The organism is Micromonospora sp. Llam0 (assembly GCF_003751085.1).
Lineage (GTDB): Bacteria > Actinomycetota > Actinomycetes > Mycobacteriales > Micromonosporaceae > Micromonospora_E.
This window is the reverse complement of record NZ_RJJY01000002.1, coordinates 345,933-357,983: the sequence shown is the minus strand read 5'-3', so window position 1 is coordinate 357,983 and position 12,051 is coordinate 345,933. Positions and strand designations below refer to the sequence as shown.

Genomic DNA, 12,051 nt, shown 5'->3' with positions numbered 1-12,051 from the left:
TCACTCCGTTCCAATGGGTGCCGCCTTCCGACTGCCGAGGGGCAGCCAGCGCGCTGTCCGGCCATGAACGCCCTCGATGGCATGGCGGCGTGGTTTGGTTGTTTCGGTAAGGCAGCCTTCCTCCACGGTCGGCATCCTGCCGATGATCGCGTACGCCTTCGGCCGTTCCCATGGATGCAGCGACCGGCTGACCCGCTGTAGTCGGTCGACGAGGTCGGCTTCGTCGACGTCGCCCCCATCGGCGAAGAACAGCAGCACGCCCAGGCGGCCGTCGGCCAGCTTGACCAGCTGGGACATCCCGGCGCCGCACTCCCGCTCGACGGCGGTCTCGATAGGCCGGGCGAAGACCTTCTCGCCGCTGCTCAACACCAGGAAGTCACGCAGCCGGCCACGGACGACGAGATAGCCGTCGTCGTACTCACCGACGTCTGCGGTCGGCTCGAAACGCTCCGGCGCCCACTGGTGCGGCTCGACATAACCGTCGACGAGCCGGCCGTAGAGGAACGGGGTAGGGGTGCGAACCTGGATCTCCCGGGTGTCCGGATCGAGGCGGACCTGGCCCCAGGGGATCGGTCGGCCGACCGTACCCGGCCTGCGGTGGGTCGGGGTGTTGAGGCCGATCATCCCCAGCTCGGTGGTGCCGTACACCTCGAAGACCGGTAGCCCGGCGGCGAGCAACTCGGCCATAAGCGCCGGATCGGTGGGTGCGCTGCCGACGAAGATCGACCGAATCGCCGGACCGAACGCCTGTCGGTAGGCGTCGGCCCGGGCCCCGGGACTGTCAGCGCCGGCCCGCTGCACGGCGTTGACCACCCGGCGGTGCAAGTATTCCAGGACCCGCGGCACGGTCACATGCAGCGTAGGCTGATGGGCGCCGTCGGCCACGATGTGGGCCGGGTCGGACAGGACGAAGTCCATCTCCGCGCCGAGACCCCAGTAGAGCATCATTCGTTGCGGCAGGTGTGACAGTGGCAGGTAGAGCAGGAGCCGGTCGCGTCCACTGATGCCGTAGATCTCGGCGAAGCGGTCCATCGTGAACATTAGCGAGGCCGCCGCGACCGCGAAGAGTTTCGGTTCCGCCAGCGTCCCGCTGGTCGACACGATCGTGAACGGCCCGTGTCGGGGTGCGGCCGATCGACGACCTGTGTCACCGATCTTGTCCAGCAGTGTCGACACTCCGACGGTGCCCTCCGGTGACTCCTGCTCGGAGTCGAGAAACAGCACGTCGAGGCCGGCCGCCCGGAACAGCGGTACGGCGTCCGCCCGATCGGTGAAGATCAGCCGGCACCGGCTCTCCATCGCCGCGTCGAGTACCCGCTGCGGCGGTGCGCTGGCGTACAACGCCACCGAAACCGCGCCAGTCCGCACACAGGCGAGGTCGGCTAGTACCCACTCGTAGCTGGTCGCGCCGTGGATCGCGACCCTCGTGCCGGTGCCGATTCCACGGCTGGACAGCGCCGTCGCGAGCAGATGCACGTCGAACCAGCAGCGGTCGTAGCTGACCGAGGTAGGGACGCCGCGGCGGCGGAACCGCAGGATGCTGGAGGTGTTGCCGGCCATCGCGTCGACGATGGCCGGCAACGGGCACGTCGCCGACACGATGTCCGCACTCATGCCGGCCGCATCGCGTCGGTGAACAACTGCCCGTACGCGCGCAGCGTGTAACTCCACGTGGCCACCATCAGGTCGTACCGGCTCTGTGTGTGGGCGGCCCGGTCGAACGCCTTGCGTACCAGCGCGATGTGCTCCTGGTCCTCTTCGGCGTGCACCTTGAGGAAGTTCAGCGCGGGTACGGCGAATGGATAGCGAACCATCGCTTCGGCGACCTTGGGGCCGAGGGTGGATCCGAGACCTTCCGTGGCGGCAGCGAACCCGATGATGGCCGCCGGATCCTTCATTGTCACCAGCCAGTGGTTCTGCCCGACCATGGTCCAGGTGCCCAGACCCGGCAGGCCGGAGAGGTAACTGTCGGTGTCGTAGCCGAGTCGGCGCAGGTCCTGGACGCAGAGGCGGTCGTGGTGCCGTTCCTCGATGGCCAGGTTGAGGAACCAGTCCTGCAGCCAGCCCTCCGCGCTGCGCGACGCGGCGGCCGACAGGAAGTACGGCGTCTGCTGTACCAGGTGGTATGTCTCTCGGAGGTAGGCGGCGTACACGGGTTCGGTGAGACCGTCGTTGAGGATCAGCTCGATGAACGGGTGTTCCAGGACGGCGGTCTGTAGGACCGGCTCCGTCTCGATGAGTGCCTTCTCATAGAGGCTTCCGGACATGGTTCAGTTCTCCTCAATTCCGATCTTGGACATGACGTCGGTGAACCGCTGACGCGTGCGTTCCACGTAGTCGTTGGAGACGAACCCGACCTCCATGGCCCATCCGATGGACTCCTTGAGTTGCCCACCGAGATAGTCTTCAAGGTGTTCGCGATACCACTTGCAGTGTTCCACCGCGCGCTTGCGCGCCTCAGCGTTCTCCTCGAGTACGCGGTTGGCCACGGTGATGCCGAACGCGACGTGTCGCCGCTCCTCCCGTTCGATCCGCTCAAACTCGTAGAAGTATCGGGATCGGCTCCGTCCGAGCTGGTACAGCTCCTCCATCGCCAGTACGCCCTCGGCGTAGAGGTTGAGTCCAATCAGCACCTCTACCTCGTCGTCACTGTAGAACAGTTTCGCGAAACGATCGCCAATATCGTCGATTCGGTACGGCTCGTGATCGAAGCTGCGCCACTGTTGGCCAAGCCGCTCCACGCCCTCCCGGAACAAGCGCGCATGCACTACCTCGTCGGCGGCGTGTCGGATCAGATAGTTCTTCTCCTTCAAGCTGGTGCGCCGCGGCAACCAACGGGCGCAAAGATCGATGATCTCAAGCTCTGAGTAGTAAAAGTTGACATAGACGGTGAGGATCAAGTCCCAGGCCTCGCGGCCGTAGGTGTCGATGATTTCCTGCTTGAGGGACGCTTGCTGATTGGTTGCCGTGGATGGGGTTGTCATTACGCCTCCTTCATCCGGACCGTGCCGCGCCGACCTCGCTGAAGATCGTCTCTACGTCGATTGCGAGGGCTTTCAAGAATCGGCTCGTCAGGTTGTACATGCCGATGGCGAGCACGATGTTGACGATTTCGTCGTCGGTGAACTCTGCGGCCAGCCTCGCCCGCAGATCACTGGTCACCCCGTCCGGGTCCCGGGTGAGGGCGTCAGCGGCCTCAAGAATCAACGCCTCCCGCGCATCAAAGACAGAGCGTTCTTCGGCCGCGTCGCCGATCGCCACGAGCTCGGCGTCGACGAGCCCTGCCTGACGGGCGGACCGTGTCATGTGGGCGACGCAGTAGGTGCAGTCCTGGGCCTTCGCGGTGCCGAGCGCCGCGAGTGCCCGCAGTCGCGTGCCGATCGTCGGTGATCGGTAGACCTGAGCCCACAGCGGCACGAACACCGCGAGGAGGTCGGGGCAGTTCGCCATCGCGCGCAGAATGTTGGGTACGAAGCCGTACTCCTGCTCGACGCTTGTGAAAAGCCGAGCGATTTCCGGCGGTACGGACTGCTCGTCAAGCAACTGGACCATCGCCATGCTGGGCTCCTAGCTGTTGAGGGTGCCGGTCGATTCCAGTGAGTCGTCGGAGTGCGGAACCAAAAAGCCGTAGCTCACCGCCTCATGTACCATGCTGTGGGCCATGTCCCGGCTCTGTCCGTGTTCGACGAGCCGATCGACAAGCTGGATGCTGGTGGCCCCGTCGGCCATCGCAAGCAACGACTCCAACGGTTCGGTCAGTGGTAGCGAGATACCGTCGCGGGACTGCACAGACTGGGCTAGTCGCAGGTACGCGCCATCGACAGCGAGTTCCTCGGTGATCGAGTACGTCCGCGAGCGGAACAGCGGTTGCTGAGGGTCGACACCCAAGCCGGTCGACTTGCCGTCGAAGATCTGCTCGATAGTGCTACGCAGTTCGTTCGGCACGTCGAGGTGGCGTAGATAGCGGCTGTACCAGGATCGGTGCTGGAACGCGCCGGCGATCAGCGAGATGAATGCCTTTTCTGGCGCGATTCCCGGGACGTCGAACTGACTGCGGGCGTGCCAGAAGTACGAGTCCTTGTCGGCACCATGCCCGCCGTAGAGAAAGTACACCTGGGCTCGAAGGCGAGCGAACTCCTTGCGATAGGCGGTCTCGTAGAAGTCGAGAACTCGACTGCGGTCCAGTTCTCGTTTGTCCAGCACGGTGTTGACGGTGGCAGCGGCCAGGAAGCCGCTGAGCATGGCGAGGTGCACCCCGGTCGAGAACAGCGGATCGATGAAGCAGGCGGCGTCCCCGACGGCGATGTAGCCTTCCCCGGCGAACCGGTCGTAGCTGTAGGACCAGTCGCGGGCGACCCGTACCTCATCGACCATTTCGGCGTCCCGGAGCCGCTCGGCCAGTTCCGGGGTTCGGGCCAGGCAGTCGGCGTAGTACGCCGTCATTCCCGCTTCCCGATGCCGGTGCAGTACCTCGCTGTCGACGACGGCACCGACGCTGGTGATGTCGTCCCGCAGCGGAATGAACCACCACCAGCCGTCGTCGAAGGCCGGTAGGAAGGTGTTGCCGGCGTCGAGGCCCGGCGGTCGCTCGGCGCCTCGCCAGTAGCTCCACACGGCGAGGTTCTTCAGGTACGGGTCCCACTGCTGCTGATGTAGCCGCTTGGTGACGGTGCCGCCCTGGCCGGATGCATCCACGATCCAGCGGGCCCGTACCGTCGCGGTGGCTCCCGCGGCATCGCGGTAGGTGACGAGAGCTCCGGCGTCGTCGAGCGCGAAGTCGGTCACCCGGTGCTGCTCGCGGACGTCGACCCCGTGCTCCCGGGCGTTGTCCAGCAGCATCTTGTCGAAGGCGTCCCGTTCGACCTGGTAGCCGTAGTCGTAGGGCATAGCCAGGGCGTCCTTGAAGTACACCGTCCAGGGTTCGCGGCTCTCACCCCAGATCCACTGGACGCCGTGTTTCTTGATGTATCCCTCGTCTTCCAGCCGGTTGAGTACGCCGATACGCTGCAGAAGATCTGCGGTGCCGGACAAGAGCGACTCGCCGATGTGGTACCGGGGGAACTTCGCCGCCTCGAGAAGGATGACCTGCTTGCCGGCGTCAGCGAGCAGCGTTCCCGCCATGGCGCCGCCAGGGCCACCGCCGATCACGACGATATCGTACGATTCCGATTTCGAGGACACGATTCATCCCTTCGGGAAGGCGGACGAGATCTGTTTCTTGCATCGTCTCGTGCGTGGACCTGTCAGGTGTATACGTCGATGGCGTCGTCGGGTGCCATGAGGTATCTGTAGAAGGCGCTGTCGCTACGGAACGACCTGGAGAAGAGTTCGCCGATGTGGAGTAGCAGTGCGATGCTGCGATCGGGCTCGTTCAACTGGGTGTCGATGAACTCGAGGCCGGTCTCAGTGAACCCGAGCGCCAGTAGTGGTGACAGGGGAGTGGTCTGTGTCCCAGTGAAGAGGTCGGCGACCACATGACTGACGTCGTTCTGGATGCACCAGTGCAGACAGCCCTTGACGAGTGCGGCAAGGATCCCGAAGGGCATCCTGGACAGCCTCTGGTTGCGGTACGCCTCAAGGATCATCAGTCGCTGACATTCGACTAGGCGGCGGCCTGGCTCTGCGCGGATCTTGTCGATCGGGACGAACTGTTCCACGGGAAGACCTTGTTGTGCATCGCGGACCAGGCGCATCGTCCCGACGACGCTGCCGCCAACTGTTGCGAGCAGATAGACCGAATGCGGATGGTACCGATCACCATAAAGCGTGCCTTTGTCTGCATGAAGCCAGCCGAGTTCGCGCCCGTACACTTCGCGCCACAGTCGATCGACCTCATGTAAGTCGGACAGGGAGCTGGCCAGGTAGATGGCAGCCTCGTTGGATCTGATCTTCTGGACAGGATCAAAGCGCCAATTCATGATCACCCCAGGACCCATCGTGTTCGTCGATGCTAAACGGCATGGCTCAGAGGTGTCAATGGTTGGATGCGATGTGATTGACCGATCTGGATCAATCAATAGTTGATCTCTTTTCTGTCTTTGGGATCATCATGGCAGCTCTCGAACGGCGGTAGGCATCGGGCTGCTGTCTGATTGGTCGTGGTTTGGGAGCGTAGCTGCTTATTGCGTAGTCTCACAACCGTGGCGACGCACACCTATGACCGCCCGCTACGGGGCGGGGCGCGGAGTCGGCGGCATGAGCGTGACTCATATGTGAATGCGGTGCGGTTGTTGGACAGCTTGCCCGGATGTCCTCCATCATGTGGTCTGTATCGAGTTCGCCCTGCGATCGGGTTGAGTTGCGGGGGTGCGGTTCCTCTCGGAGCGAAGAGACAAGAAAAGTATGGGAATTTCGCGAAAAGCTGCTGTGGCGTCGATGGGGCAGTGGGGTAGCGGTGCCACCTGGCTTCCTGATTTTTTGGTACTGTCCCTCATCTGGGGGTCGAGCTTTGCTCTTATCAAGGTGGCTGTGGACGCCGGGGTGCCTCCCGTCTGGGTGGCGTTGGCCCGCTGCTTCTTTGGGATGCTAGCGCTGGTCGGTATCTGCGTCGTCCGGCGTGTGAAGCTCCCGTCGGCTCCGCGTACCTGGGGCCACGCCGTCATCGTGGCGGTGCTGCTCAACATGCTGCCATTCACCTTCCTGGCCTACGGCGAGACTCAGGTGAGCTCGATTATCGCCGGAATATTGAACGCTACCGTCCCGTTGATGACACTGCTGTTCATCCCGCTGTTTGTGCCGCACGAGCGGCTGACCCGACGTCGTCTCATGGGCCTGCTCCTCGGATTCGGTGGCGTGCTGGTCGTGCTCGGGATTTGGGGTGGACTTGGCAGCGCAACTCTGGTCGGGAGCATGGCCTGCCTGGCATCGACGTTCTTCATCGGAGCTGGCTTCGCCTACACGCGGCGCTTCTTCACTACCGGCCGCGAGTCGGCCACGGCGTTGTGCGCTGCCCAGCTCACCTGCGCCACGGCGGGATTGTCAGTCGTCGCCCCGGCGATCGACGGAGTACCTGTTTGGCCCGGTTGGGGACCGGCGGTGAGCCTGATCGCTCTCGGCGCGGCCGGCACCGGGATCGCGTACGTGCTGAATCTTCGAGTGATCTCCACGGTCGGGCCGACCATGGCCTCCACCGTCACCTATGTCATCCCGCTGTGGTCGATCGGCATCGGCATCGTCCTGTTGTCTGAGCCGCTGAGCTGGAACGCCATAGTGGGGACGGCACTCGTGCTGGCTGGCGTGCAGCTGACCCGGCCACCCCGCCGTACCGAATCGACAACGCCTCGGCCTGACCCCACAGCGTCGGCGCCCAGCGGCGTCACCGGGGCCGAGGCCGTCGCCTCCCATCCCGGCCCAGACACGGAGAGGATCACGTGATGTCGACCCAAACAGCCTCGTGGGACCGCGTCGTTCGCCAGATCGGCGTCGATTCGATTGACAACGGCCTGCTCCGTCAGCTGATCGACGGTGACATCGCGGTGTTGGTCCTGCGCGGGTTACTGCCCGACGAGCTGTTCGAGCAGCAGCGCGAACGCGCGATGAGCCTGTACGACCGCGCGGCGACCACCTACTACACGAACGGCAAGCTCACCACCATCGGCTCGTACGTGGCCAAGCACCTCACCGACGTCGATGACTACTTCACCGCAGCGCGGGAGATGAACGCCCTTGCTGCCGACACCTCCTTTACGATCGCAGACGATGTCCGCGCCGCCATGGCCGACGCGTTGGGCCTGCAGGAGATGACCGTCGCGGCCGAGCCCGACGGCCGCCGCTACGCCGGTACGGTAGTGCGAATCCACCCTGACGGCGTCGCGAACCCGATGCACAACGACAAGATCATGCGCGACGCGGCCGGTCTTGGCTTGGTGGTGTCCGATCTCACGTACCAACTGAGCTGCGTCATCTGTCTGCAGGAGTGTGTCTCCGGCGGCGAGTTGAAAATCTACGCCAAGCAATGGGAGCAGGCGGACGAGCGCTTCAAGATTCCCGGAGGTCTCGGATACGAGTACGGGGTCGTAGCCGGCGTGCCGGCTCACGAGTTCAAGCCACAGGCCAAGGACGTCTACCTGATCAATCCCACCTACTATCACGAGATCCTTGAGGTCACCGGCGATGACCGGCTCACCGTGGGGTTCTTCGCTGGCTTCCACGGCGAGGCACTGGACCGCGCAATCACCTGGGGCTGACCACCCATGAACACGTGGGACGAGGGCGGATCACAAGGCGCCCAGCGTCGACTGGCATCCCTGCTTGACCGCGATCCGGACGTTGAGGACCTGACCGTTGTCGGGGTCCCCAGCATCACCCTGCGGCCCGAGGAGCTTGAAAAGATCCCCGGGGCGGTGCACTTCGAACAACGCCTGCTGTACCTGGTGCAAGTCCTGCGCGCGCGGCGGGCTCGGCTGGTGTACGTCAGCAGTCAGGCGATCGAGCCGGCAGTCGTCGACTACGTAATAGGCATCCTGCCGTCGCTGGATGCGTCCGAGGCGTACCGGCGGCTGACGCTGCTTGACTGCGCGGACAGCTCGCCGGTGCCACTGGCGGACAAGATCCTGCAACGCCCGGCACTGGTGGCCGGCATCAGGCAGGCCATCGCCGACCCGGCGGACGCCTATCTCGTTACTTACACGAGTACCACCGTAGAACAGGAGCTTGCGTCGCGTCTGGGGATCCCCTTGTTCGCCTGTGACCCCCGGCTGAGTCAGCTCGGGTTGAAAAGCGGCGCCCGGAAGTTGATGCGCTGTGCCGGGGTGCCGATCCCGGACGGCTTCGAGGACCTCCGCAGCGAGACCGACGTCGTCGATGCCCTCGTAGCACTCAGGTCGGCGCATCCGGCTCTGTGCGGTGCCGTGGTCAAGCTCAATGACAGCTTCGCCGGTGCCGGTAACGCGTTGTTTTCCTATCGCGGGGCGCCGTCTGCCGGCCTTCGGACCTGGGTGCGGGCCAACCTCTTGTCGAGGTTGCGGATCCCTCCCACCGAGACTTGGACGAGCTTCAGAGAGAAGCTTGGCGCATCCGGGGGAGTCGTCGAGGTGTACGTCGACGCTGCCGGGACCCGCTCCCCGTCCGTCCAGCTCGAGCTGCGACCGGACGGCGTCGTGCGGACCATCTCCACGCATGACCAGATCCTCGCCGGGCCGACTGGACAGACCTTCGTCGGATGTACGTTCCCAGCGAACGGCATGTACCGGCGGCAAATCGGGGAACTTGCCCAGCGGACCGGGCGCGAACTCGCTGCGATCGGTGTCGTCGGGCCGGTCAGCATCGACTTCATCGTCGACGCGGACAATCCGGACACCGCCTCCTTCGCACTGGAATGCAACCTGCGCATGGGTGGCGCGAACGCGCCCTTCATGTTCATGCACGGGCTGGTGCAGGGGCGCTACGATCATGCCACCGGCAGCTACCTGACGCGCGACGGCGAGGAGCGCTGCTATCGGGCGGCGGACCGCCTGCACCTGCCGAGACTCTCCGGTCTGTCCCCGCAGCAGGCGATCGATGCGGTCACCAAGGCTGGGTTGCGCTTCGACCACCAGCGATGCACCGGCGTTCTGCTCTACGCCCTCGGTACCGTCCGGGAGTTCTCCAAGCTGGGTGTGCTTGCGATCGGCAGCACTCCCCAGGAGGCCGAACAGCTTTTCGACCGTACGGTCAGCGTCCTGACCGCGATCTGAGCGGCTGGGTGAGAATGCCAGTGATCCACTGCGTCCCATCGACTCGACACGCCGGGGAGCGGTCCGATGGCGCGCATCCGATCGCACATCGGCTGACGGCCGATCCGGTCAGCTGCCCTTCGGGTGCCAGACGGTCTTGGTCTCCAGGAAGGTGGTCATCCGCCGGGTGCCCGGATCGGCGGACCAGTCGACCGACCCGACGGCCGGGCGCAGCACCCGTTTGAGGTTGCCGGCGGCGGCCTGCTCCAACTCGACCGCCAACTGCGGGTCGGCTACCCCGGTCAGGTCCAGCGCGTCGACGTCCAGATGCGACGCCAGCCACGGCGCGGTCTCGGCGAGCGCACCGGTCAGCACGTTGACCACCCCGCCGGGCAGATCGCTGGTGGCCAGCACCTCGGCCAGGGTGACCGCCGCCAACGGGCGGGTCGGCGACGCCAGCACCACCGCCGTGTTGCCGCTGACGATCACCGGGGCGACGACGCTGACCAGGCCGAGCAGCGACGGCTCGGCCGGCGCGACGACCCCGACCACTCCGGTCGGCTCCGGCGTCGACAGGTTGAAGTACGGGCCGGCGACCGGGTTGACGCCGCCGTACACCTGGGGGAGCTTGTCGGACCAGCCGGCGTACCAGACCCAGCGGTCGATCGCCGCGTCGACCTCGCCGGCCGGCTCGCCGAGCGCGACGAACTGCTCGCGCCGGCCTTCCAGCATCTCGGCGACCCGGTAGAGGATCTGACCCCGGTTGTACGCGGTCGCGCCCGACCAGCCTTTCACCGCCGACCGGGCGGCGACGACGGCGTCGCGGAGGTCCTTGCGGGAGGCGAGCGCCACGTTGGAGTCCTGCACCTGGTACGTCCGTCCCGACTCGCTGCGCGGGAACTTCCCGCCGATGAACAGCTTGTACGTCTTGCGCACCGCCACCCGGGTGGAGACGCCGCCACTGTCAGACATCGAGGTACGCCTCCAGCCCGTGCCGGCCGCCCTCACGGCCGTAGCCCGACTCCTGGTAGCCGCCGAACGGCGACGTCGGGTCGAACTTGTTGAACGTGTTCGCCCACACCACCCCGGCGCGCAGCCGGTCGGCGGCCCACAGGATTCGGGAACCCTTCTCCGACCAGATGCCGGCGGACAGCCCGTACGGCGTGTTGTTGGCCTTGGCGATGGCCTCGTCCGGGGTGCGGAAGGTCAGCACGGACAGCACCGGGCCGAAGATCTCCTCGCGGGCGATCCGGTGCGCCTGGCTGACCCCGGTGAACAGGGTCGGCGCGAACCAGAAGCCCTGCTGCGGCAGGTCGCACGGCGGCGACCAGACCTGTGCGCCCTCATCCGTGCCGGCGGCGGCCAGGGTACGGATCCGGTCCAGTTGGGCGGCCGAGTTGATCGCCCCGACGTCGGTGTTCTTGTCCAGCGGGTCACCGACGCGCAGCCGGGCCATCCGCCGCTTCAACGACCCCAGCAGCGGTTCGGCGATCGACTCCTGGACCAGCAGCCGGGACCCGGCGCAGCAGACGTGGCCCTGGTTGAAGAAGATGCCGTCGACGATGCCTTCGACGGCCTGGTCGATCGGGGCGTCGTCGAAGACGATGTTGGCGGCCTTGCCACCCAGCTCCAGAGTGAGTTTCTTGCCGCTGCCGGCGACCGTACGGGCGATCTGCCGGCCGACCTCGGTGGAGCCGGTGAAGGCGACCTTGTCGACGCCCGGGTGGCCGACGACGGCCTGCCCGGTGGCGCCGGCCCCGGTGACGATGTTGACCACGCCGGGCGGCAGGTCGGCCTGCTGGCAGATCTCGGCGAACAGCAGCGCGGTCAGCGGGGTCGTCTCGGCCGGTTTGAGTACCACCGTGTTGCCGGCCGCCAGCGCCGGGGCGATCTTCCAGGCCAGCATCAGCAGCGGGAAGTTCCACGGGATGACCTGCCCGGCGACGCCGAGCGGGCGCGGATCGTGGCCGAAACCGGCGTACGGCAGCTTGTCGGCCCAGCCGGCGTAGTAGAAGAAGTGCGCGGCGGCCAGCGGCAGGTCGACGTCGCGGGACTCGCGGATCGGTTTTCCGTTGTCGAGTGATTCGAGCACGGCGAGCTCGCGGCTGCGTTCGGCGAGGATCCGGGCGATCCGGAACAGGTACTTGGCCCGGTCGCGGCCGGGCATCGGACCCCAGACCCGCTGGTACGCGGCCCGCGCGGCGGCCACCGCCCGGTCCACGTCGCCGGGGCCGGCCTCGGCGACCTCGGCGAGCACCTCCTCGGTGGCCGGGTTGACGGTCTTCCTCGCGCTGCCGTCGGCCGGGTCGATGAACTCGCCGTCGATGAACAGACCGTACGAGTCGCGGATGGTGACGACCGAGCGGGACTCGGGTGCCGGTGCGTAGTCGAACACGCT

At 65.7% G+C, this 12,051-nt stretch carries 11 protein-coding genes; 3 read left to right on the top strand and 8 right to left on the bottom strand.

The window, feature by feature from the left end; all coding sequences use genetic code 11:
- The 6 genes from EDC02_RS28660 to EDC02_RS28635 form a co-directional block, all read right to left on the bottom strand.
- Positions 1-1,614 carry an AMP-binding protein gene (locus EDC02_RS28660; RefSeq protein ID WP_123605444.1) on the bottom strand — a complete coding sequence of 538 codons (1,614 nt, stop codon included), beginning with the start codon at positions 1,612-1,614 and terminating at the stop codon, positions 1-3.
- Positions 1,611-2,267, bottom strand: coding sequence for an iron-containing redox enzyme family protein (locus EDC02_RS28655; RefSeq protein ID WP_123605443.1), 657 nt, complete (start codon positions 2,265-2,267; stop codon positions 1,611-1,613). Before EDC02_RS28655 ends, EDC02_RS28660 begins: the two co-directional genes overlap by 4 nt.
- Positions 2,268-2,270: 3 nt before the next feature.
- A complete protein-coding gene (locus EDC02_RS28650) occupies positions 2,271-2,984 on the bottom strand; it encodes a hypothetical protein (RefSeq protein WP_123605442.1) in 714 nt (237 codons plus the stop codon).
- A gap of 10 nt (positions 2,985-2,994) precedes the next feature.
- Complete coding sequence (locus EDC02_RS28645) at positions 2,995-3,558, bottom strand: carboxymuconolactone decarboxylase family protein (RefSeq protein WP_123605441.1); 564 nt, start codon at positions 3,556-3,558, stop codon at positions 2,995-2,997.
- 9 nt (positions 3,559-3,567) lie between these two features.
- Positions 3,568-5,148 (bottom strand): tryptophan 7-halogenase, encoded by a 1,581-nt coding sequence (locus EDC02_RS28640; protein ID WP_148083669.1) that lies wholly within the window; start codon positions 5,146-5,148, stop codon positions 3,568-3,570.
- Positions 5,149-5,243: 95 nt separating this feature from the next.
- Positions 5,244-5,918 carry a GNAT family N-acyltransferase gene (locus EDC02_RS28635; RefSeq protein WP_233606686.1) on the bottom strand — a complete coding sequence of 225 codons (675 nt, stop codon included), beginning with the start codon at positions 5,916-5,918 and terminating at the stop codon, positions 5,244-5,246.
- A 424-nt stretch (positions 5,919-6,342) separates the two neighbouring features.
- Here EDC02_RS28635 and EDC02_RS28630 point away from each other — a divergent pair, with 424 nt between their 5' ends.
- Genes EDC02_RS28630 through EDC02_RS28620 form a run of 3 tightly spaced genes read left to right on the top strand, consistent with a single transcriptional unit; the run spans position 6,343 to position 9,674 of the window.
- Positions 6,343-7,374 (top strand): DMT family transporter, encoded by a 1,032-nt coding sequence (locus tag EDC02_RS28630; protein WP_199757949.1) that lies wholly within the window; start codon positions 6,343-6,345, stop codon positions 7,372-7,374.
- Positions 7,371-8,186 (top strand): hypothetical protein, encoded by an 816-nt coding sequence (locus tag EDC02_RS28625; RefSeq protein WP_148083668.1) that lies wholly within the window; start codon positions 7,371-7,373, stop codon positions 8,184-8,186. The genes EDC02_RS28630 and EDC02_RS28625 overlap by 4 nt, the downstream gene beginning before the upstream one ends.
- A gap of 6 nt (positions 8,187-8,192) precedes the next feature.
- On the top strand, positions 8,193-9,674 hold the full coding sequence (locus EDC02_RS28620) for a peptide ligase PGM1-related protein (RefSeq protein ID WP_123605437.1): 1,482 nt from the start codon (positions 8,193-8,195) through the stop codon (positions 9,672-9,674).
- 108 nt (positions 9,675-9,782) lie between these two features.
- On the opposite strand, the gene EDC02_RS28615 is transcribed toward EDC02_RS28620, so the two are convergent.
- Together EDC02_RS28615 and EDC02_RS28610 are read right to left on the bottom strand one after the other, a co-directional pair.
- Positions 9,783-10,625 (bottom strand): aldehyde dehydrogenase family protein, encoded by an 843-nt coding sequence (locus EDC02_RS28615; RefSeq protein ID WP_123605436.1) that lies wholly within the window; start codon positions 10,623-10,625, stop codon positions 9,783-9,785.
- Positions 10,618-12,048, bottom strand: a complete 1,431-nt coding sequence (locus EDC02_RS28610) for an aldehyde dehydrogenase family protein (RefSeq protein WP_123605435.1) — start codon at positions 12,046-12,048, stop codon at positions 10,618-10,620. The genes EDC02_RS28615 and EDC02_RS28610 overlap by 8 nt, the downstream gene beginning before the upstream one ends.
- Positions 12,049-12,051 lie beyond the last annotated feature (3 nt).

What these genes read in the sequence shown, in the direction of transcription:
- EDC02_RS28660 (WP_123605444.1), bottom strand. Translation starts at nt 1,614, where the DNA reads ATGAGTGCGGACATCGTGTCGGCGACGTGCCCGTTGCCGGCCATCGTC.
- EDC02_RS28655 (WP_123605443.1), bottom strand. Translation starts at nt 2,267, where the DNA reads ATGTCCGGAAGCCTCTATGAGAAGGCACTCATCGAGACGGAGCCGGTC.
- EDC02_RS28650 (WP_123605442.1), bottom strand. Translation starts at nt 2,984, where the DNA reads ATGACAACCCCATCCACGGCAACCAATCAGCAAGCGTCCCTCAAGCAG.
- EDC02_RS28645 (WP_123605441.1), bottom strand. Translation starts at nt 3,558, where the DNA reads ATGGCGATGGTCCAGTTGCTTGACGAGCAGTCCGTACCGCCGGAAATC.
- EDC02_RS28635 (WP_233606686.1), bottom strand. Translation starts at nt 5,918, where the DNA reads ATGAATTGGCGCTTTGATCCTGTCCAGAAGATCAGATCCAACGAGGCT.
- EDC02_RS28630 (WP_199757949.1), top strand. Translation starts at nt 6,343, where the DNA reads ATGGGAATTTCGCGAAAAGCTGCTGTGGCGTCGATGGGGCAGTGGGGT.
- EDC02_RS28620 (WP_123605437.1), top strand. Translation starts at nt 8,193, where the DNA reads ATGAACACGTGGGACGAGGGCGGATCACAAGGCGCCCAGCGTCGACTG.
- EDC02_RS28615 (WP_123605436.1), bottom strand. Translation starts at nt 10,625, where the DNA reads ATGTCTGACAGTGGCGGCGTCTCCACCCGGGTGGCGGTGCGCAAGACG.